General features: G+C 53.1%; 20 protein-coding genes. 7 read left to right on the top strand and 13 right to left on the bottom strand.

Annotation, left to right across the window (positions count from 1 at the left end):
* The first annotated feature begins 7 nt into the window (after window positions 1-7).
* A complete protein-coding gene (gene lgt / locus ACO064_RS21670) occupies window positions 8-868 on the top strand; it encodes a prolipoprotein diacylglyceryl transferase (protein ID WP_421829311.1) in 861 nt (286 codons plus the stop codon).
* 9 nt (window positions 869-877) lie between these two features.
* Here the strand turns inward: lgt and ACO064_RS21675 are convergent, their stop codons facing one another.
* From ACO064_RS21675 to ACO064_RS21685, 3 genes are all read right to left on the bottom strand, one after another.
* Window positions 878-1,435 carry a hypothetical protein gene (locus ACO064_RS21675; RefSeq protein WP_421829312.1) on the bottom strand — a complete coding sequence of 186 codons (558 nt, stop codon included), beginning with the start codon at window positions 1,433-1,435 and terminating at the stop codon, window positions 878-880.
* Window positions 1,436-1,556: 121 nt separating this feature from the next.
* On the bottom strand, window positions 1,557-2,798 hold the full coding sequence (fabF, locus tag ACO064_RS21680; protein WP_421829313.1) for a beta-ketoacyl-ACP synthase II: 1,242 nt from the start codon (window positions 2,796-2,798) through the stop codon (window positions 1,557-1,559).
* Window positions 2,799-2,881: 83 nt separating this feature from the next.
* A complete protein-coding gene (locus tag ACO064_RS21685; protein ID WP_421829314.1) occupies window positions 2,882-3,436 on the bottom strand; it encodes a TetR/AcrR family transcriptional regulator in 555 nt (184 codons plus the stop codon).
* 191 nt (window positions 3,437-3,627) lie between these two features.
* Between ACO064_RS21685 and hemE the strand changes: the two genes are divergently transcribed.
* Both hemE and ACO064_RS21695 read left to right on the top strand, forming a co-directional pair.
* Window positions 3,628-4,662, top strand: coding sequence for a uroporphyrinogen decarboxylase (gene hemE / locus ACO064_RS21690; RefSeq protein ID WP_421829315.1), 1,035 nt, complete (start codon window positions 3,628-3,630; stop codon window positions 4,660-4,662).
* Window positions 4,659-4,892 carry a hypothetical protein gene (locus ACO064_RS21695; protein ID WP_421829316.1) on the top strand — a complete coding sequence of 78 codons (234 nt, stop codon included), beginning with the start codon at window positions 4,659-4,661 and terminating at the stop codon, window positions 4,890-4,892. The genes hemE and ACO064_RS21695 overlap by 4 nt, the downstream gene beginning before the upstream one ends.
* An 11-nt stretch (window positions 4,893-4,903) precedes the next feature.
* On the opposite strand, the gene ACO064_RS21700 is transcribed toward ACO064_RS21695, so the two are convergent.
* From ACO064_RS21700 to ACO064_RS21725, 6 genes are read right to left on the bottom strand one after another with little or no spacing between them, the layout of a single operon-like run.
* Complete coding sequence (locus ACO064_RS21700) at window positions 4,904-5,344, bottom strand: GNAT family N-acetyltransferase (RefSeq protein WP_421829317.1); 441 nt, start codon at window positions 5,342-5,344, stop codon at window positions 4,904-4,906.
* A gap of 4 nt (window positions 5,345-5,348) precedes the next feature.
* The gene (locus ACO064_RS21705; RefSeq protein ID WP_421829318.1) at window positions 5,349-6,359 is read right to left on the bottom strand and encodes a bifunctional heptose 7-phosphate kinase/heptose 1-phosphate adenyltransferase; all 1,011 of its coding nucleotides are present in this window, start codon (window positions 6,357-6,359) and stop codon (window positions 5,349-5,351) included.
* Window positions 6,360-6,380: 21 nt separating this feature from the next.
* On the bottom strand, window positions 6,381-7,037 hold the full coding sequence (locus ACO064_RS21710; protein ID WP_421829319.1) for an SGNH/GDSL hydrolase family protein: 657 nt from the start codon (window positions 7,035-7,037) through the stop codon (window positions 6,381-6,383).
* On the bottom strand, window positions 7,034-7,390 hold the full coding sequence (locus ACO064_RS21715) for a toxin-antitoxin system TumE family protein (protein ID WP_421829320.1): 357 nt from the start codon (window positions 7,388-7,390) through the stop codon (window positions 7,034-7,036). The genes ACO064_RS21710 and ACO064_RS21715 overlap by 4 nt, the downstream gene beginning before the upstream one ends.
* Window positions 7,365-7,634 (bottom strand): hypothetical protein, encoded by a 270-nt coding sequence (locus tag ACO064_RS21720; RefSeq protein ID WP_421829321.1) that lies wholly within the window; start codon window positions 7,632-7,634, stop codon window positions 7,365-7,367. The genes ACO064_RS21715 and ACO064_RS21720 overlap by 26 nt, the downstream gene beginning before the upstream one ends.
* 22 nt (window positions 7,635-7,656) lie before the next feature.
* A complete protein-coding gene (locus tag ACO064_RS21725) occupies window positions 7,657-8,940 on the bottom strand; it encodes a UDP-N-acetylmuramoyl-tripeptide--D-alanyl-D-alanine ligase (protein ID WP_421829322.1) in 1,284 nt (427 codons plus the stop codon).
* A gap of 102 nt (window positions 8,941-9,042) precedes the next feature.
* On the opposite strand from ACO064_RS21725, the gene ACO064_RS21730 reads away from it, so the two are divergent.
* The 3 genes from ACO064_RS21730 to ACO064_RS21740 all read left to right on the top strand — a co-directional run bounded on the left by ACO064_RS21730 (window position 9,043) and on the right by ACO064_RS21740 (window position 13,544).
* Entirely contained in the window at window positions 9,043-11,307 is a 2,265-nt protein-coding gene (locus tag ACO064_RS21730) for an FG-GAP-like repeat-containing protein (RefSeq protein ID WP_421829323.1), read from the top strand.
* 48 nt (window positions 11,308-11,355) lie between these two features.
* Entirely contained in the window at window positions 11,356-12,285 is a 930-nt protein-coding gene (locus ACO064_RS21735) for a D-2-hydroxyacid dehydrogenase (RefSeq protein WP_421829324.1), read from the top strand.
* A 233-nt stretch (window positions 12,286-12,518) separates the two neighbouring features.
* Window positions 12,519-13,544 carry a family 43 glycosylhydrolase gene (locus tag ACO064_RS21740; protein WP_421829325.1) on the top strand — a complete coding sequence of 342 codons (1,026 nt, stop codon included), beginning with the start codon at window positions 12,519-12,521 and terminating at the stop codon, window positions 13,542-13,544.
* Window positions 13,545-13,559: 15 nt separating this feature from the next.
* Here the strand turns inward: ACO064_RS21740 and ACO064_RS21745 are convergent, their stop codons facing one another.
* From ACO064_RS21745 to ACO064_RS21755, 3 genes are read right to left on the bottom strand one after another with little or no spacing between them, the layout of a single operon-like run.
* Window positions 13,560-13,847, bottom strand: a complete 288-nt coding sequence (locus tag ACO064_RS21745) for a UBP-type zinc finger domain-containing protein (RefSeq protein WP_421829326.1) — start codon at window positions 13,845-13,847, stop codon at window positions 13,560-13,562.
* Window positions 13,848-13,886: 39 nt separating this feature from the next.
* Window positions 13,887-15,548, bottom strand: a complete 1,662-nt coding sequence (locus ACO064_RS21750) for an FAD-dependent oxidoreductase (protein ID WP_421829327.1) — start codon at window positions 15,546-15,548, stop codon at window positions 13,887-13,889.
* A 3-nt stretch (window positions 15,549-15,551) separates the two neighbouring features.
* A complete protein-coding gene (locus ACO064_RS21755) occupies window positions 15,552-16,943 on the bottom strand; it encodes a sensor histidine kinase (RefSeq protein ID WP_421829328.1) in 1,392 nt (463 codons plus the stop codon).
* Between the two features lie 120 nt (window positions 16,944-17,063).
* Here ACO064_RS21755 and ACO064_RS21760 point away from each other — a divergent pair, with 120 nt between their 5' ends.
* Entirely contained in the window at window positions 17,064-18,908 is a 1,845-nt protein-coding gene (locus ACO064_RS21760; protein ID WP_421829329.1) for a PQQ-binding-like beta-propeller repeat protein, read from the top strand.
* 2 nt (window positions 18,909-18,910) lie between these two features.
* Here the strand turns inward: ACO064_RS21760 and ACO064_RS21765 are convergent, their stop codons facing one another.
* Entirely contained in the window at window positions 18,911-19,954 is a 1,044-nt protein-coding gene (locus ACO064_RS21765; protein WP_421829330.1) for a hypothetical protein, read from the bottom strand.
* Window positions 19,955-19,969 lie beyond the last annotated feature (15 nt).

Raw genomic sequence — 19,969 nt, forward strand, 5'->3', positions numbered from 1 at the left:
GATTCTTATGCTTTCTCACGCATTGGTGTTTATCACCTGGGACTTTGATCCCCGAATTTATACCCTGGACATTTTTGGGGTCGAATGGCCGGTTGCCTGGTACGGTTTGTTGTTTGCTGCCAGTTTTTTAGGTGGTCAGATGGTGATGAGTTACATCTATAAACGGGACCAGAAACCGGTTGCAGACCTGGAAATCTTGATTTTGTATGTCGTGCTGGCCACGGTGATTGGTGCGCGATTGGGTCATTATCTGTTCTACGAGTGGAAATTACTCGTTGCTCAGCCCGGCTGGTGGCTAAAATCCATGCTGAGTTTGCCGTTCGAGGGATTGGCGAGCCACGGAGCGACAATCGCTATTCCCGCTGCATTGTATCTCTACAGCCGAAAGCGAAGCGATCAACCTTTCCTATGGGTCTTCGATCGGTTGGTGATTGCCGTCAGTTTGGGCGGAGTTCTGATTCGGCTGGGGAATTTGTTGAACTCCGAGATTTATGGAAAACCGACCACGCTGCCCTGGGGTTTTGTGTTTGTTCGGGAAACCGACCCGGCCTTGCTGCCGCTGGTACCCCGGCATCCCACGCAACTCTACGAGTCACTTTTTTGCCTGTTCCTGCTCGCGTTGACGTTTTCTTTATGGAAGCGCAAGCGACACGCATTGGCCAACGGTTTTATAAGCGGAATCTTTCTGATCCTGCTCTTTAGCTTCCGGTTTCTGGTCGAATTTTTGAAAACCAGTCAGGAAGATTTTGAGAATTCTATGGTGCTTAATATGGGCCAGATTCTGAGTATTCCAGCCATTCTGGCTGGTGTCATCATTCTGTTGGTTATCAGACGTCAAAACCGCCCGATTTTTACTGTGAATTTCTAAAATCCAACCTTACGATTTCCACTGTTTCGGAATGCCGAGTTGCCGCGCATACAGCCCGGGCCCGTGGGTATGAATAAAATCGAGGGCCTGGTTGACATCGGTTTCAAATTCGATGTAATAATCAGGATCGATTTTCTGAAGCTTTTTCAAAATCGTCTCCGCCTTTTTAGCCACAAAGGCGCACGAGTTCTGGTTGTGGTGGTTCAGATGCGCAAAAAGGCTCGGCTGAACGTTGAAAAAAGCCGTCAGGATGTAGATGTTCAGTTCGACTTCGCCGTACTTGTCCTTCGTAATTTTGACGTGGTGGGCAATGGCCGACGTGAGCGACCGCAGGGCTTTCAGCATCCAGCCATCGGGGTGCGTGTAGTGGCCGTGGGCGGTTTCGGCAATTTTCTCTTTCAGGTTGTGCCGCCGTTCCTCGGTTGTGGTTTCGCCCTCGATCAGCACAAAATGCAACCGTTCGACCAGGTCCTTGTCTTTGGCAATCAGCCGCAGCAACAACTTGTCCTTCTCGCCCGGCGGCAGTTTCAGAATTTCTTTTTTGAGGTCTTTTTCGATGGCTGGCATCTCCTAATATTTCCTAATTTGGGTGAAATTAGGAAATATTAGGAGATATAAGAAGCTTCAGAAACCTGCAAGGTCTCAAGGACCTTACAGGTTTTGTGATGATTCTATTGTTTTGAGGACCTTACACCCGCTGAAATGCCACAATCGCGTTGTGTCCACCAAAGCCGAAGGTGTTGCTCATGACCACATTCACCGGTGTTTGAACGGCCACGTTAGGGGTCAGATTCAGGTCTGAACTGATGCGTTCGTCACGCTCCTGCAAGTTGATCGTGGGGGGAATCGTGTTGTGCCGGATCGCCAGAATACCGGCAACGGCTTCGATGGCTCCGGCGGCTCCGAGCAGGTGTCCCGTCATCGATTTGGTGGCGCTCAGGTGGAGTCGTGCCGGATTCTGCCCAAATACCTTCTGAATCGCCTGGGCTTCGCTGAGGTCACCGACCGGCGTTGAGGTGGCGTGAACGTTTAGATAATCAACGTCTTCCGGTTTTAGGTTGGCTTCCCGCAGGGCTTCATTCATCGCCAGCGTAGCCCCTAGTCCTTCGGGGTGGGTAGCCGTCATGTGGTAAGCGTCGGCGGTGGCACCGGTGCCCACCAGTTCGGCGTAGATTTTAGCACCCCGTGCTTTGGCGTGTTCATATTCCTCCAGAACAATGGCGGCTGCCCCTTCGCCCAGTACAAAACCGTCGCGGTTGGCATCGAACGGACGCGACGCCGTAGCCGGGTCGTCGTTACGTTCCGACAGCGCTTTCATGGCATTGAACCCCCCGACAGCGACTTCCGTGACGACGGCTTCTGAACCACCGGCGATGATTACTTCGGCTTTGCCCAACCGGATGTAGTTGAAGGCATCGATCAGGGCGTGCGTCGCGGAGGCACAGGCTGAAACCGGCGCAAAGTTGACGCCCCGAAAACCGTACCGGATCGAAATCAGGCCCGACGCCATGTTGGCGATCATTTTGGTAATAAAAAACGGATTAAAGCGCGGATTCCGGCCACTGGCGCCGTAGGCAATGACCTCCTCCTGGAAGCTGTACATCCCGCCAATGCCCGACGCCCAGATCACACCCACGCGGTTTTGGTCGACTTTGTCCTCAATCAGATGCGCATCCCGGACGGCTTCGTCGGCCACCACCAATGCATACTGACTGTACTCGTCCATTTTGCGGGCTTCTTTTTTATCCAGAAACTGGAGTGGATCGAAGCCTTTTACCTCGCAGGCAAACTTGGTTTTAAACAGCGTGGCATCGAATTTGGTGATCAAAGCCGCCCCACTGCGCCCCTGAACCAGCCCGTTCCAATATTCTTCTACGGTATTTCCAATGGGCGTCAAAGCCCCTAATCCCGTTACGACGACTCTTTTCATTTGATCATCCGGATTCATTCACCCGGTCTTTTAATAGATAATAAGTTTTTAAAACCGCCTGACAATCAATGTATAAAGTAAAATTACAGACGTTCGACGGCGCGATTCCGGCAGTCGGTCAGTACTTGTTCGTTCCCAAATACTTTTACCAAGACCAGAGAACCCTGGATTTCGGCAGTAGCCTGTTCGGCCAGTTCCTGCGCTTTTTCCGGTGGATGGTTTGTCCGGTAAAGGTGTGCGAGAGCCGCCAGCGCATTGTTAAAATGAACGCGCAACGGTTCGGTAAACGCTTCGGTAACTAAAGCCGTTTCCAATGCCGTATTACCCATCAGACAACCCCCTTCCGACCGCATAATGCCGTTGAACAGGGCATCGAGCAGTTGCTCCAGCCGCTGTTTCGGAGGCTTATCTTCATCGTAAGCAATTGAAAAAAGCTGCTTTTCGTTAACCGCATTGAAATACAGCAGCACCTCGTTCATCAGGATTTCCTTGCTGCGAAAGTAGTGGTAAAAACTACCTTTTAACAAACCGCAGGCTTGCGCCAGATCCTCCATCGTGGTTCGGTGGTAGCCCTGCCGTTTGAAAACCAGCATGGCTTTCTGCAAAATTTCCTCCCGCGTGACTTTCTGAACCGGCATGGCGTAAAGGTAAAGGATGGATGTGTTTTTACCAAACGTTTGTTTGATAAAATAAGATCGGTTTTGGAGTAGTTGTTTCGCAGAGTTGAGCGGAGTTTAAAAGAGTTAAGCGAAGTTTATTTCTCTGCTTAACTCTTTTAAACTCCGCTCAACTCTGCGAAATAACTTGTTAACCCGACTATCTTTGCACCATGATTTTACAAAATGATCTGTTCCTACGAGCCGCCCGTGGCGAAAACGTAGAACGTGTTCCCATCTGGCTGATGCGGCAAGCGGGCCGGATTCTGCCCGAATACCGCGCTGTTCGGGAGAAAGCCGGGAGCTTCATCAAACTGGCGACAACGCCGGAATTAGCCGCCGAAGTTACTATTCAACCCGTTGATATTCTGGGTGTTGATGCTGCTATTATCTTTTCGGATATTCTCGTAGTCCCGGAAGCAATGGGGCTGCCATACGAAATGGCCGAGCAACGGGGGCCGGTTTTTCCGCAGACCGTTCGAAACCGGCAGGAACTGGATCGGATCAAGGTTGCTAATGCCGAAAGCGATCTGGCCTATGTGCTGGATGCCATCAAAATTGTTAAAAAAGAACTCAATGGCCGGGTTCCGCTGATCGGTTTTGCGGGGGCACCGTTCACGATATTTTGCTACATGACCGAAGGCAAAGGCTCCAAAACCTTCTCGGTGGCGAAGAAATTGCTGTATACCGACCCCGCCTTTTCACACGCCTTGCTGCAAAAAATTACGGATAGCACCATTGACTATCTGAAAGCCCAAATCCGGGCGGGTGCCGATCTGGTGCAAATCTTCGATTCCTGGGCCGGTATTTTGTCGCCCGATCAATACCGAACGTTTTCACTGCCTTACATCAAACAGATTTGCGACGCCCTGGCCGAAACCACCGGCGTTCCGGTAACGGTTTTTGCGAAAGGCGCGTTTTTCGCCCGCCAGGAAATCGGGCAGTTGAGCTGTTCGGTGGTAGGGCTGGACTGGAACATGGATGCGGCCGAATCGCGGCAGTTGATTCCGGACAAAACCCTGCAAGGCAATCTTGATCCCTGTGTTTTGTACGCCGATTATGGTCAGATCAAAGCGGAAGTGACGAAGATGCTGCAGACGTTCGGGACACAGCGCTACATTGCCAATCTGGGTCACGGGGTCTATCCCGATACCGATCCGCAGAAAGTCAAGTTTTTTATCGAAACCGTAAAGGAATTCACCGCATGAGCGAGAAGAAGAAAGCCGACGCCGTATTTACCCGGCATTCCGAAGCGGAAATCCAGCAGTTTGATACGTCGGAGGAAGCGATTCAATTCCTGGAACAGGGAGCCAGAGAGAAGACGATTCAGCCAGTCGCGGTATTTTTTAATTACAAAGTGGTCTGGCGATACCACAACAACCGGGGAAAAGACTACACCGACGATTATATCAACGAAATCAGAAGGCAGGCGGAGTAAACCAGTCGTTTTCAGCGCCGAATGGCCGAATCATCGAATTTCTCCATCATGGTTTCCGGTTTGGTGAGTTCCGTGAAACCGAATTGCCGGTATAAACCGTGGGCGTCGCGGGTGGCCAGGAGCCAGCGCCGGATGACCTGCAAGTCGGGATGGGCCAGAACGGTCGCCATGAGCCACTTCGACAGCCCTTGCCCACGGTAGTCTTCCAGCACGAAAACGTTGCCGAGGTAGGCAAAGGACGTAAAATTGGTTAGTACCTGCGCATAACCAATCTGGTTTTCACCCTCATAGAGGCCGAAATGCAAGGTCGTGTGCTCCAGTTGCTTTTGCAGCGTTTCACGGCTGATGCCGGTGGCCCAGTAGGAGCGGTTGGTCAAAAAATCGTAAATGACCTCAAATTGGAGCCGCGCCGGATCGGTCGAAATGGTGAAATTTTCTTTTTGAACTTCCATCGGTTTACAAAAGTGCTTCCTTAATGGCTTCCGTTTTCAGCCGTTGTTTGTCAATGGGAACGACGCCCAGCGATTCGCAGACCAGCCCCCCGGCCAGGTTCGACAGACCGGCGATGAAACGGGGCGGCAATTCGAGGGCCACGCAACAGGCCGCCACGCTAATAACCGTGTCACCCGCGCCCGAAACATCCGAAATCTGGCGGATGTGGGCCGGAAACCGGTGAATTTCCCCCTGAAAATCGATGAAAACGCCCCGCTCCGACAGCGTAATCAAAGCACCTTTTAGGTTCATCCGGGCTTTCAACTGGTCGATAGCTGCCTGAAATTCAGTGGTTTTCGTTACATCGAAGTCGATTTTCAATCCTTCCTTTAACTCTTTCAGGTTGGGCTTGAAAAGCGTGGTGTGGTGGTAGGCCAGAAAATTCCGTTTCTTGGGGTCTACCACCGTCGGAACGCCCCGCTCATTGGCAAAATCCGTAATCTCGGCAATAGCTTCCGGGCTCAGAACACCCTTGTCATAATCCTGAAAAATAACCACCTGACAGGTTGGAATCAATTCTTTTGCTTTCGCAATCAGAAGATTCCGTTCCGGTTCGGAGATGTATCGGTCGGTTTCCGTATCCACCCGAACGACCTGCTGCGAACCGGCCATGATCCGCTCCTTGATGGTGGTAATGCGTGCGTCGCTCCGAATCAGTCCGTCGCAGTTTAAGCCGCTTTCCTGGAGTTGCCCGATCAGCCGGTCGCCCGGTTCGTCGGTTCCAATCACGGAGCAAATGATGGGTTCGGCACCCAGCGCCTGGACGTTCAGAATCACATTACCGGCCCCGCCCAGCCGTAATTCCCGCCGTTGAACGGTTACAACCGGCACGGGCGCTTCCGGCGAAATCCGATCCACGCGCCCCCAGACGTAGGAGTCGAGCATCACGTCGCCGACGATCAGGACGCGGAGCGAATTGAACGCTTCAAAAATTTCTTCCAGGGATGCGGTGTTAATCAATGCGGTACTGGTCAATGCGTTTGGTTTTAATCATTCTTACTTCAGGAGCGGTTTCAGTTTGGCCGTCCAGATTTCGTAGCCCTTCGGACTCATGTGCAGGCTGTCGGCCCGGAACAGTTCGCCCCGAATCTGGCCGTTGGCATCGAGCATGGGCGTGTAAATGTCCAGGTATTGCGCCTGTTTTTGTTTGGCAATGTAGTTCTTAATGAGGTCGTTGGCTTCCATCGTGATCGGCAAAAACTTCCGGCGCGAGGGACTGGGCTTCATCGAAATGAAAACGATGGGCGTTTTGGGCAGCGATTTCCGGATTTTCGTGAACAGCGTAACAAACCGGTCGCGCACTTCCTGCGCCGTCACGGTGCCGCTGGCGACGTCGTTTTCTCCGGCATAAATCACAATCTGTTTGGGTTTGTAGGGAACCGTCACACGGTCGGCGAAGTAAATGACATCGGGCAATTTGGATCCGCCAAAACCGCGGTTGAGCACTTTTTTATCCGGAAAATCGGCCTGTAGGGTTTGCCAGAGCTTGATGGACGAGCTGCCGGTAAACAGAATCACATTCTGGGGTGGCGACGCGCTACGGTCCTGTTCCTCAAAAGCCTTGATCTCATTTTCAAAAGGAACGGCTTCCTGAGCGAATGAAACATAGTGAATAACAACGGTTAACAGAACTAGGAGTGGGTATTTTTTCATAAAGGATCGTTTAGGACGGTTGATAAAATAAACTGAACGACCTCAGCTATGCCGATATCGTGACTTTCAATAACGGTATTCGATGGTCCAATATGGACATGATGCGGGTAACTGGCAAGCTGTTTAAAATGAGGGGCGTTATCCCATCGCCGGATCAAGGTTCCATCACTAGTCTGCCAATGAAAGGAGTAGGTACGGGTATGCTTATCTAAATATTCACTAACATACAAAAGAGTATCGTCCGTTATGTGTATTTCAAGCTTGTAGTAAATGCTCAATTCGGTTTGTCGAAAAGCAAGCACTTGATAATGACGTACAACACGGGTGTCAGTCAACCACTCGAATAGCTCCATTTTCTACATCATCAATTTTGGTACGAAGTTCCGCCAATGCCGTATTAAGCGATTGCCATTCGATGAAATCGTCCCACTGGCCAAAAACTTCATGTTCTTGCTGATGAAGCTTTTTCTCGAAATCGACGAAGCCGAGGCTGTACTTCATTTCAAGTTGTCGGGTGCGTTCCAGAAGCTCCCGTTGTTCAGCCAACAGACTCAGTAAGAGCCATTGACCAACCGTTTTTTTACTTACCTGTAGCATATCTTCCTGACGTATTAGTTGATCACAAAAACTGCACAACCGACTCCAGCCCCATGCCGCGCGACCCTTTGATCAGGATGGCCGTGTCCTGAAACGGATTGTCCATGATCCAGTTGTGTAACGAAAATTTGTCGGGGAAATAATACGCTTTCGGCAACGCACCCAGCGCATACCGCATGTCCTGCCCGGCCAGAATCACGGTGTCGAATTTCCCCCGGGCAATCAACTCGCCCAAAGCCGCGTGTTCGGCGGGGCTTTCGGCGCCTAGCTCGTACATGTCGCCCAAAATTACGACTTTATGAGCTGCATCCTGCTTCATGAAATGCTGAATGGCCGCAGCCATCGAACTCGGATTGGCATTGTAGGCATCCATCAAAATGGTGTTGCTGCCTTTCCGAATGAACTGCGACCGGTTGTTGGTCGGATTGTACCCCGCCACCGCTTCGTTCGCTTCCTCCGCCGGAACACCAAAAAACTTGCCGATGCAGAGCGCAGCCGCCATGTTGTCAAAGTTGTACCGACCCGGCAGGTGCGTGGTGATGACGTGACCGACTTCGTCTTTGTAAACCACCGGATTGTCACTGAGGATTTCGTACTGATCGGTGAGCTGATAAAAAACAGCCTCGCGGAACAGCCGTTCGGCTGCCATTTCCATCAAAACCGGGCTGTGGGCGTTGATAAAAACCGTACCACCCGTTTTGGCCAGAAAATCGAACAGCTCGCCTTTGCCTTTGCGCACCCCCTCAACACCCCCGAACCCTTCCAGATGCGCTTTGCCGACGTTGGTAATCAATCCGTGCGTCGGTTGGGCAATGGAGCAGAGAAGCCGGATTTCACCCTGGTGATTGGCCCCCATTTCCACCACCGCCATCTCGTAACTTACATCGATGGCCAGCAACGTGAGCGGCACGCCAATGTGGTTGTTGAGATTTCCCTGCGTGGCATACGTTCGATATTTTCGGGACACAACGCTGGCAATCAGTTCTTTGGTGGTTGTTTTTCCGTTCGAACCGGTCAGGCCGATAACGGGAATGGTCAGCGTATTCCGGTGGTAACGGGCCAGTTCCTGCAACGCCGTCAGGCTGTCGTCAACCAGCAAATACCGGCTGTCGGTCGCCAGTTCCGGTGTATCGACCAGGGCGTAGCGCGCGCCTTTTTCCAGTGCGTCATTCGCGAATAAATTTCCGTCGAACTTCTCGCCTTTGAGCGCGACATACAGACAACCTTCTGTAATTTTACGGGTATCAGTCGATACGCCCGCGCATTCGCGGAAGCGATCGTACAATTCAGGAATGGATATTACCATTTTCCGGAAAGAAGTAAACCAACGTTATGAGTCTGTTCGTTATCAGTTAACCGCACGACCTCCTAGTCGGCCGCTTTCACGCGGTTAATGAGCCAAAGTTACATGAAAAAGCTGTTTACCGTACTTTGTTTTCTGATTCTTCAAATCGCCCGGGCTCAAACCGGCGGTTCTTTTTCCTTCCGCTACGAGGCCGGGGCCACGGTCAAAATTGTGGGGCGGAACCTGGCTAATCCGTGGGCGGGCGGCATCAACGGGGCGCAATATTCCACCCTCCACCTCAACACCGATACCGTTGAAGACCTGGTGGTGTACGACCGGCAGACCAGCCGGATTATGACCTTTGTGGCTGAAAAGCAGGCCGATGCAAGCTATGTCTGGCGGTATGCCCCGCAGTATGAGGAACAGTTTCCGGCCATTACCTTCGGGACGTGGATGCTGTTGGCCGACTACGATCACGACGGCAAAAAAGACCTTTTTACGCATACCAACGGCGGGCTTCGGATTCTGCAAAACACCTCGGCAAACGGTAAATTGTCGTGGAAAACCATCGCCGACCCGGTTTATCACGAAGGACTTTCCGGGACGCTGAATTTATACATCAACTCGGTCGACATCCCGGCGATCCTGGATGTCGACAACGACGGTGACATCGACATCCTGACGTACGACATCAACGGGGGAACGGCGAATCTGTACCAGAACATGAGCGTCGAGCGGAAAAACGACCCGAATGGCCTGGATTTCAAGCGAATCGGGTTTTGCTGGGGTAATTTTAAAAGCGACGATCATTGCGACGAGTTTATTTTTGGACTGGATTGTGTCTACGTCGGCAACGAAACCGGGGGCGACAATTCGGGCGCGCGGGTGAAGCACAACGGAAATTCCATGCTCATCATCGACCTCGACGGCGATGGCAACAAAGATTTGCTGACGGCCCACGTCACCTGTCCCAACGTTTCGCTGCTGACCAACGTCGGCGGCAATGGCGCTTCGGCCCGTTTCATCACGTCGATCAGCCGCTTTCCGGTGGTTACCCCAATTTCTTTCGATATTTTTCCGGCTCTCTATGCCGAAGATCTTGATTTTGACGGGGTTAAAGACCTTGTCGCGTCGCCCAATACGTACGGGAACGAAGGCAACCTGATCGATTACCGGGCGTCCAACTGGTTTTATAAAAATGCCGGAACGGATAAACTGCCCAATTTTCAGTACGTCAGCAAGAGCTTTTTGCAGGAAGACATGATTGATCTGGGCGAAGGGGCAACCCCGGTTCTGGCCGATCTCGATGGCGATGGCGATATGGACTTGCTGGTGGGCAATGCGGGTGTTCGGGCTGCCACAGGTTACCGTGCCAGCATCGCCCATTTCGAAAATACCGGCACCAAAAGTAAGCCGGTTTTTGAACTGCGAACGTCGGATTACCTGAAACTCTCGGAGCAATTTCTGTTGACGGACCTGAAAGTGGCCGTGGCCGACCTTGACGGCAACAACAGCTTCGACCTGATTTTTACCGGAAATTCCATCAACCGCGCGCCGGAAATCCGGTACATTCTGAATCAGGCCGGACGGGGTGCGGCTTTTCAGCTCGACCCGACCAAAGTGCAACAAATCCCGACGCCCGACCGACTGGGCGTGATCGACCTGCCAACCTGGTATGACGTGGATCGGGATGGAAAAACCGACCTGCTGATCGGAAAACAGAACGGAACCATTGAGTATCACCGCAATACCGGCACGACAACGGCTCCCAAATACGAACTACAGCAGCAGAATTACGGCCAGATCAACGTGGTGCCTGGCGCGACCAGCCCTTCTATTCTCGTCGTAGACCTCAACGGTGATCAGCGCCCCGAACTGCTGACCGGCACCCGCGACGGTATTTTGCGGCTCTACCAACTGCCGGAAGAACCCACCGACAAAATGCTGTTGCTCGATTCGACTTTGGTGATCAACGAAATCACCCAGACCACGGACAAGGCCACGCCCGGCGCCAATCTGGTTCTGACGGCGGCCGATCTGAATGATGACGGTTTGGCGGATGTGCTGGCCGGAACCAGCACCGGTGGGGTTCGGTATCTGCGCAACACGTCGGAGAAAGTGATCATTACGGGTATTGAAGAGGAAGAAGCAAAGCTGCCGTGGGTGTATCCGAGTCCGACCGACCGGTTTTTGCGGGTTAAGTCGCCCAACAACGGCGTCGTTCAGGTGATGAATTTGCTCGGCCAACCTGTAACGTCCCGGCAGGCGGTGCAGGCACATACCGAGGCTACCTTGGATTTGGGAACCCTGCCGATTGGCGTTTATCTGATCCGATTGATGCGCGAGGGGCAACCCGTTCGGCACCAGAAGGTAGTTTTGTCGAAGTAAAAAAGGGGGATTGATTACTTTTACCAGCATACACCTAACACCGCTGGCATGATTGTTTTTGTAAACACCCCCTTGAACGAGTCCGATAAAGCGTATTTTCGTGCGCAACTGCCTGATAACTATAAAGTAATCTTCAAAAAAGACCTTCCCGAAAGCGAACAGCCCACAGCTTTTCAGCGCGCCGACCTGGTGCTGGGAAACCCGCCCCCGGCCTGGTTTTCGGGCGCTACCAACCTGAAATGGTGGCAGTTAGATTCAGCGGGGTTCGACGGTTATAAAAATATTCAGCTCAATGCGCCAGTGACGAATATGGGCGATTATTTTGCCTGGCCCTGCGCCGAAACGATTGTGGCCGGGATCATTGCCTTTTACCGGGATATTCACGGGCTGGCCGTGTTGCAAACGCAGAAGAAATGGGTGGGTGTACCGCTGCGGTTTAAACTGGGGCTACTCAAAAACAAGAAAGTAGTCATCCTGGGATCGGGAACGATTGGGCAGGCCGTCCGGCAAATGCTGACCGGTTTTCAGTGTGAAGTCAAATTTCTGGCCCGAACCAATCCGGAAGCCGAACTGCACACGCCCGAAGAACTGAAAGCCGCCCTGCCCGAAACCGATCTGGTGGTCAATTGTTTACCCGGAACGGCCAAAGGATTTTTCTCGGCGGAACTGATCGCGGCTATGAAAACCGGCAGCGTTTACGCCAACATTGGCCGGGGTAGCACGACCGACGAAAAGGCGCTGATCGAAGCCCTGCAAAGTGGACAATTAGCCGGGGCGGTGCTGGATGTCACCGAAATAGAGCCGCTTCCGCTCGACAACCCGCTGTGGGAAATGCCCAACGTGATTCTGACGCAGCACACGGGCGGAGGGCAGGCCACGGAGGACAAAGGGAAAGTCGACCTGTTTTTTCAGAATCTGAACCGGTTTCTGGCCGGAAAACCGCTGGAGAACCAGATTGAATTGTCGAAAGGGTATTGAAGCATTCTTGGAAAGAATATTAATTGTACGTATTAACCCCGGAGGGGTAGAATGTTAATAGGAAACAGCGCTCCGTATTTTTCCAAGCTCCGCCGGAGCTTAAATTTCTTCCCCATTAGCGTAACTATTAACATTCTACCCCTCCGGGGTTAGTTTTGTGACTACAACCATTCCACCGCCCTGAAAAAGTTAACGGACTGCTACCATTTTGCCCCCTTTGGACATTTGCATAGATGAAAAAAATATTTCTTTTCGTATTCCTGTTCTGGGCGTCAACTGGCTTTAGCCAAACCCTGACCAATCCGTTGTTACCATCAGGGGCCGACCCGTGGAGCATTCACAAAGACGGTTTTTATTACTACACCCACACCACCGGGCGCAACCTGACGCTCTGGAAAACGCGTTCGCTGGCGGATTTGAAAACCGCCGAGAAAAAAATCGTCTGGACACCCCCCGCAACGGGGATGTATTCCAAAGAAATCTGGGCCCCGGAACTGCATTTTATCCGGGGGAAATGGTACCTGATTTTTGCCGCCGATGACGGTCAAAACCGCAACCACCGCCTGTGGGTGCTGGAAAATGAATCGGCCGACCCCTTGCTGGGCACCTGGACGATGAAAGGCCAGATTAAGACGCCCGATGACAAATGGGCGATTGACGGGTCGGTTTTTGAGCACAAAGGCAAACTGTATCTAACCTGGTCGGGCTGGGAAGGAGACGAAAACGGAGAGCAGGACATTTACCTGTGCCAGATGGAAAACCCCTGGACGGCGACGGGCCAGCGCGTTCGCATTTCGTCGCCGACCTACGCTTGGGAAGTAGATGGCAAAATTCCCAGGCCGGGGCCGGACGACAAGCCGGTGGTGCTCGTCAACGAAGGGCCGCAACCCCTGGCGCACGGAAACCGTCTGTTTGTGGTGTTTTCGGCCAGCGGCTGCTGGACCGACAGTTATGCTCTGGGCATGCTGTCTATCGACGGTGATAAAGATCTAATGGACACCCGGAACTGGACCAAACTGAATCAGCCGGTTTTTAAAGCCGTGAACGTTTCGGGAACGAATGCCGCCGGGCATAACTCCTTTTTCAAATCACCCGACGGCACGGAAGACTGGATTCTGTATCACGCCAATCCCGAACCGGGGCAGGGTTGCGGAGGACACCGCTCGCCGAGGGCGCAGAAATTTACGTGGACGTCCGACGGAATGCCGCAGTTCGGCCAGCCTCTCTCGCTTGACGTAACCCTGCCGGTTCCGAAATAACCGTATCCGCAGCCTTCAGGCCGCGGGTAAGGTATAGGGCATAATCTGTTCATCGACAAAGCACCACAGCCAAGACTCGCCGGGTTCGGCTGAGGCAATGACGGGGTGATTGCTGGCATAAAAATGTTTGGTCGCGTGCTGGTTGGGCGACGAATCGCAGCAGTGCGTCTGGCCGCAGGTCTGGCAGGTTCGCAGATGCACCCACCGATCACCGGTTTTGACACATTCCACGCAAACCGCCGGCCGGTCTGGCAGCGTAACGAATTCAACAGCACTGAGATGGGAGCAGGCTTTTTGTCTCATGGTAAAAAAAATAGTTGCCGGAGTGTCCCGGCAAAGAAACTAGGTTTCGGCTAAGTATTTATGAACAAAACTGACCGCCATCGCGCCTTCGCCCACTGCCGACGCCACGCGATTCATGGCTCCGGCGCGTACGTCGCCCGCGGCAAAAATGCCTACGCTGCACGTTTCGAGCAGGAACGGATCACGGTCTAACTTCCAGAATTCCTTGTAATCGTCGTACCGCGCCAGGTCGCGGCCCGTTTCAATGAACCCTTTGGGATCCTTGATGATGTTCATCTGAATCCAGTCAGTATACGGTTTGGTCCCGATAAAAATGAACAGGGCGCTGGCCGGAACCTTCGTTCGCTCCTGGGTCTGTATATCCTCCAGAACCAGGCATTCCAGGTGCGATTCACCCAGCCCTTCGGCAATCGCGGTGCAGGGATGGACGTGTATGTTCGGCGTTTTTTCGATCTGGTCGATCAGATACTGCGACATAGTCGCCGTCAGGTCGGGACGCCGGATGATGATGTGGACGTCGGAAGCCATTCGGGAAAGGTACATGGCACCCTGTCCGGCCGAATTGCCCCCGCCCACGACGTAAACCGGTTTTCCCTTGAACGCATAGGCTTCCGTGGTGGCAGCACCGTAATACACCCCTGCGCCCGTCAGTTTATCCAGGCCGGGGCATTCCAGTTTGTGGTAGGAAACGCCCGTACTGAGGACGATACTCCGGGCCACAACCTCGCTTCCGTCGCTGAGTTCGATGTGTTTGTACTGACCTTTCGGCTTGATGGCAACCACCTCATGCGGAGCCAGAAACTCGACGCCAAAACGCGTGGCCTGTGTAATGGCCCTTCGCGCCAGCTCGGAACCGCTCAGCCCCGACGGAAAACCGAGGTAATTCTCGATCCGTGAACTGGTTCCGGCCTGTCCGCCGGGCGCGCGTTTGTCGATCAAGATGGCCCGAAGGCCTTCCGATCCGGCGTAAACGGCGGCTGCCAAACCGGCCGGCCCCGCGCCAATAATCGCCAGGTCATACAGCGATTGGGTGGCTTTGGCACTCAGCCCCAGTTGTTCACCAACGGCCAGCATTGTCGGCTGTTTCAAAACCGCACCGTTTTCCAGCAAGACCGCTGGTAGCTCTTTCGGCTGAATGTCGTGTAACTCGGCCAGCCGTTTGGCCTCCGGATTTGTTTCATAATCAAGCCATTGGTAGGGAAACAGATTGCCCGCCAGAAAGTCTTTCAACTCGTGCGTTTGGGGTGAAAACTGATACCCGATCAGCTTCAACCCTTCGAAGGGCGGGCGGTAATTCGACTGCCAGTCGCTCAGCAATTCGTCCAGAATCGGATATAATTTCTCGGTGGGCGGGTCCCAGGGTTTGTTCAGGTAGTAATCCAGTTGAACGTCGTTGATGGCCCGAATGGCGGCTTCAATGTCGGAATAGGCCGTCAGCAACACGGTTTTGGCGTTGGGAAACGTCTTGCGGGCTTTGAGCAGAAAGTCGACACCCAGCATTTCCGGCATCCGCTGATCGGACAGAAACAGGGCTACTTCTTCGTTTTTCTTTTTGAGTTCAACCAGCGTCTCCAGCCCTTCGCTGGCAGAGGTGGTAGCCAGAATCTTGTAATTTTTCCGGTATTGCTGGCGTAAATCCCGCTGGATGGCCTGCAAAACCGCCTGATCGTCGTCAACGGCAAGGATGATGGGGAGTTTCATACGTTAGGGTGTGATGGGCAAACAGACTTTGAATTCGGTTCTTCCCGGTTTGGAGTTGACGTAAATCCGGCCGTTGTGGTGACGGACAATGCCCTGCACGATGTCGAGGCCCAGCCCGGTTCCTTTCCCAATGGCTTTGGTGGTATAAAACGGATCGAAAATATGATCCAGGTTTTCGGCCGGAATCCCCGAGCCATCGTCGACCACGCGAATCAGCTCAAATTCATGGTCCACTTCGCCGGTAATCTGCAACCGGCCGCCGTTGGGCATGGCGTCGATGGCGTTGTCGATCAAATTGGTCCAGACCTGATTCAGTTCACTGGGATACGCTTCGATCTGCGGCAAATCCTCCGCGATGCTGACCTCAACCTGAATGTTTTTTTCTTTCAATTTATGTTTCAGCAAAACGAGCGTGCTGTCGATGCCTTCGCGCAGGTGAATGCATTCCCGACCGGTTCCGCGATCCATGTGCGTATACGCCTTGATGGCATCCACCAGAACGGCAATGCGTTTGGACGCTTCCTCGATGTCGGTGACCAGCCGCTCCGTCACCAGATTGTTGACCAGCCAGTTCAGCACCGTGGCCCGGTTATCGGGTGCAACGTCCACCAGCAGCGTGTCCAGATCGTCGGTCGTGAAGCCAAAATCAACCAGCGATTCGGTCAGTTCACTGCCATCCGCCACGTCGTTGTCGTCGAACCAGTCGAGCAGGTCATCTTCCAGGCTGCTGCGTTCCATCAGCGATAACCGCTTTCCTTCAGTCGGACTCTTCGTTTTGCGGAACAGCAGATTACTGACCCGGTCGACCATCTCGTCGGTGACCCGCAATGACATCACGTCTTTGAACCGTTGCGGGGTGTTGTGCAAATGCGATTTCAGCGTGTCGGAACTCCGGACAATGGCCGAAACCGGGTTGTTCAGCTCGTGGGCCAGCCCCGCCGACATTCGGCCCAGCGCCATCATTTTATCGTTCTGCTGCAACTGCCGTGTCGTTTCCCGCACCCGGGTGGTCATGACATGCACCAGCGTTTCGGTCAGTTCAAACTGCGTCTGGATCATTTCGCGGAAGTGGTCGCGGTGCAGAGCCAAAACCGCCGTTGGTCCAATGGTTTGCCAGAAGGCCACGGATTCCACCATGCGCGAAAACGGCAGAACACCCTCCAGCGAGCCATCTTCCGACACCCGCAATTCCTGCTGCTGCCCCTGCTGGATGAGATAAAACCGGATATGACCTTTCAGCACAATCAAAAAATGATCGGTCGGGTCGCCGGGCTTATAAATCATGGTATCAGCCGGATACTCGCGGCATTCCGAACGATCGACCAGCCAGAGAAGCTGTTCTTCCGGAACACCCGTAAATTTCGGATTGTTTTTCAGTTCGGTCAGGCAATCCATGAAAAAGCGGTTTGAGAATCAAAAGATAAGCAATCGGCGGGTATTTCCCATAACTGAACTTCCCGCCGATCGGTTTCATCCCGCGTCTTGTTTCTGGTTTTGTCGGTTGTAATTTGCAGTATGAAGTATCTCGCCCTCCTGCTGGTTTCCCTGTTGGGGTTAAAACCGGCACTTGCCCAACCCATCCGGTTTGCGTTTGTCACCGACACCCACGTGGGCGCACCCGCCACCGCTGCCGACGATTTGCAGCGAACCGTCAACGACATCAATGCCCAACCCGACCTCGATTTTGCGGTTTTTACCGGCGATGTCACTGATTTTGGCTCGGATGAAGAGTTCCGGATTGCCAAACAGATTCTGGATGGCCTGAACAAGAAGTGGTACATTTTTCCGGGCAATCACGACACGAAATGGTCGGAGAACGGCTGCAACAGCTTCCGGAAGGTGTTTGGAGCGGAGCGGTTTGCGTTCAATGTCGGGAAATACCGGTTTATCGGCTGTGGCAGTGGTCCCAACATGCGGATGTCACCGGGGCTGGTGGCCCGCGAAGACGTGCTGTGGCTTCGGTCCGAGGTCGGGAAACTGAAGGGTTCCGACCAGCCGGTTATTTTCATGAACCACTATCCGCTCGATGAGTCGCTGGAAAACTGGTATTTGCTGATTGACGAACTGAAGAAAACCAACATTCAGGCGGCTTTTTGTGGCCACGGCCACGCCAACCGCGAACTCAATTTTGAAGGCATTCCGGGAACAATGGGCCGTTCTAACCTACGGGCGAAAGATCAAATCGGTGGGTACAACATCGTCACGATGCAAAACGACACCATGACGTTTGCCGAACGAAATCCCGGTGTGGGTACGAAAGCCGCCTGGCGAACCATCGTGCTGAAAAACCATCATTTTAGCCAGCAAACGGCCAAAGCCTACCCGCGTCCAGACTATAGCATGAACGAGCAATACGCCAGCGTGAAACCGCTCTGGGCCAAACAGGACAGCAGCGACATCGGCGCGGGTATCGTTGAAAGCGACGGTTTTTGTATTTATCCCAACACCAGCGGTCAGATCGTGGCACTCTCCACGGCCGACGGCGCAGTGCGCTGGCGGTTTGCCACGAGCGGGAAAGTGTATTCAACCCCGGCGGTTCGCAAAAACCGGGTCGTGGTGGCTTCCACTGACGGAATGATTTATTGTTTGGATAAACGCAGTGGCACCCTGCTCTGGAAACAGGAAACCGGCCAACCCATCGTGGCGTCGCCGGTGATCGATGGCAAGACGGTTTTTATCGGGAGTTCGGAAGGGAAATTTCGGGCGTTGTCCTTATCGAACGGAACCGTAAAATGGACATTTTCCGGCGTCAAAGGCTTTGTGGAATCGGTGCCGGTGGTCGACAAAAAGCGCGTGTATTTCGGCTCGTGGGGCTCGTCGCTATACGCGCTTAACAAGAAAACCGGCGATTCGGTCTGGCGGTGGACCAACGGAAAAATGCGCAATTTCTCGCCCGCAGCCTGCGTGCCGGTTCTGATCAAAAACCGCCTGTTCATCCAGACGCCCGACCGCACCGTAACGGCCATCGACGCCGAAACCGGCAAGGAAATCTGGAAAACCAGCCAGCACAAAGGCTTCGAGTCGATGGGCGTTTCCGAAGACCGTTCACTGATTTACGTCAAGTGCATGCAGGATTCCGTCTGGGCCATTCCTACCAATTCGGCGGATGGACAGGGCGCATGGTTTGTCAATTGCCGGTATGGCTACGAAATCAGTCCGGGGCCGTTGACTGAACGCGATGGAATGATTTACGTACCGACCGACGAAGGTGCGTTGTACACCATCGACCGCCAAAACCGTAAACTGCTCTGGTCGCACAAACTGTCGAATGCCATGCTCAACCGCGTCTGGCCGTTGAAAAACCGCCGGGTGCTGGTGACGACGATGGATGGGAAGGTGGCGTTGCTGGATGCGGACTGAAATCAGACCGGTTTTTGGGCCTCCAGTTCAGTGATGTGGTTGATAAACTTGTTGGCAATCTGCTCGAATCCGGCGCTGTTGGGGTGCAGTTCGTCCAGCCACTGATCGGGATGAACGGTGTTGCGAAGGTCGATGTAAGAGACGTTGGGGAAGTGGGCGGCTTCGGATTTTAAACGCTTGTTAAATGTATCGATGACGAAGCGAAAAAGGTTTTTCTGCTCCTGCCTGCTGTAAGACTGCACTTCCTGTTTGATGAACCGCCAAAGAGAATTTTTGGACTCAAACCCGGACGGAATATAATCGTAGCCGTGAATGAGAATTTGGACCGATGGATTGGCCGTCTGCATATCGATAAATGCATTTTTCCAGCCAGATGCAACGACGTCGAGCGTATGATAAAATTCGTTAGTTACGAAGCCGTCCGGATCTTTTAGATACCGCTCAAAACCGTCCGGATTGGCATTTAGATATTTTCTCCGTAAACCCATCATTGCGGTCTGGGATGAATTACTTGTGTCGATGGTACTAAACAAGCGCATGCTGACGAGCAGAAAATCCGCCCGGCTTTCCTGAATGACCTCCCAATACGGTTGTTGAGCCGCGTTATTGTGCTGTATCGGAACAGAACGAACCGCATAGACTTTTGACAACTGATCGGCAATCCCGGTTTCGGTCGGATGCTGAAACCACGAATCGCCTATTGCAACGATGCGGGGGCGGTCGGGAAACCGGCGCACCATGCGGTCGTATCGCCGGTCACGCAGTTGCTGGGCGGCTACCGAGGCCAGTTCTGCGGGTGATTCGGTAAGAAATCGATGCGGTTCATCGGTACGAAGAATGATTTGGGGTTTCAACTGGTAAACGGTTTGCAAGTCCCGGTCAACAATTCCATCAAAATACAGACCGAGGGCAAACTCCGCCGTCGACAGGTCTGAGAGCATGTTCTTGAGGTGTTCTCCGCTGATGGTATTAAACTCCGGGTTTTCTTCCTGAAAGGTGAAGAGTTGCGTGGCCCATCCGGTTTCATCAAAGATTTGTGCGGCCATAAATTGTAGGATGGT

Source organism: Larkinella sp., assembly GCF_965227735.1.
Lineage (GTDB): Bacteria > Bacteroidota > Bacteroidia > Cytophagales > Spirosomataceae > Larkinella.

Coding starts and splice junctions, on each gene's coding strand:
- lgt (WP_421829311.1), top strand. CDS start 8: ATGCTTTCTCACGCATTGGTGTTTATCACCTGGGACTTTGATCCCCGA.
- ACO064_RS21675 (WP_421829312.1), bottom strand. CDS start 1,435: ATGCCAGCCATCGAAAAAGACCTCAAAAAAGAAATTCTGAAACTGCCG.
- fabF (WP_421829313.1), bottom strand. CDS start 2,798: ATGAAAAGAGTCGTCGTAACGGGATTAGGGGCTTTGACGCCCATTGGA.
- ACO064_RS21685 (WP_421829314.1), bottom strand. CDS start 3,436: ATGCCGGTTCAGAAAGTCACGCGGGAGGAAATTTTGCAGAAAGCCATG.
- hemE (WP_421829315.1), top strand. CDS start 3,628: ATGATTTTACAAAATGATCTGTTCCTACGAGCCGCCCGTGGCGAAAAC.
- ACO064_RS21695 (WP_421829316.1), top strand. CDS start 4,659: ATGAGCGAGAAGAAGAAAGCCGACGCCGTATTTACCCGGCATTCCGAA.
- ACO064_RS21700 (WP_421829317.1), bottom strand. CDS start 5,344: ATGGAAGTTCAAAAAGAAAATTTCACCATTTCGACCGATCCGGCGCGG.
- ACO064_RS21710 (WP_421829319.1), bottom strand. CDS start 7,037: ATGAAAAAATACCCACTCCTAGTTCTGTTAACCGTTGTTATTCACTAT.
- ACO064_RS21715 (WP_421829320.1), bottom strand. CDS start 7,390: ATGGAGCTATTCGAGTGGTTGACTGACACCCGTGTTGTACGTCATTAT.
- ACO064_RS21720 (WP_421829321.1), bottom strand. CDS start 7,634: ATGCTACAGGTAAGTAAAAAAACGGTTGGTCAATGGCTCTTACTGAGT.
- ACO064_RS21725 (WP_421829322.1), bottom strand. CDS start 8,940: ATGGTAATATCCATTCCTGAATTGTACGATCGCTTCCGCGAATGCGCG.
- ACO064_RS21730 (WP_421829323.1), top strand. CDS start 9,043: ATGAAAAAGCTGTTTACCGTACTTTGTTTTCTGATTCTTCAAATCGCC.
- ACO064_RS21735 (WP_421829324.1), top strand. CDS start 11,356: ATGATTGTTTTTGTAAACACCCCCTTGAACGAGTCCGATAAAGCGTAT.
- ACO064_RS21740 (WP_421829325.1), top strand. CDS start 12,519: ATGAAAAAAATATTTCTTTTCGTATTCCTGTTCTGGGCGTCAACTGGC.
- ACO064_RS21745 (WP_421829326.1), bottom strand. CDS start 13,847: ATGAGACAAAAAGCCTGCTCCCATCTCAGTGCTGTTGAATTCGTTACG.
- ACO064_RS21750 (WP_421829327.1), bottom strand. CDS start 15,548: ATGAAACTCCCCATCATCCTTGCCGTTGACGACGATCAGGCGGTTTTG.
- ACO064_RS21755 (WP_421829328.1), bottom strand. CDS start 16,943: ATGGATTGCCTGACCGAACTGAAAAACAATCCGAAATTTACGGGTGTT.
- ACO064_RS21760 (WP_421829329.1), top strand. CDS start 17,064: ATGAAGTATCTCGCCCTCCTGCTGGTTTCCCTGTTGGGGTTAAAACCG.
- ACO064_RS21765 (WP_421829330.1), bottom strand. CDS start 19,954: ATGGCCGCACAAATCTTTGATGAAACCGGATGGGCCACGCAACTCTTC.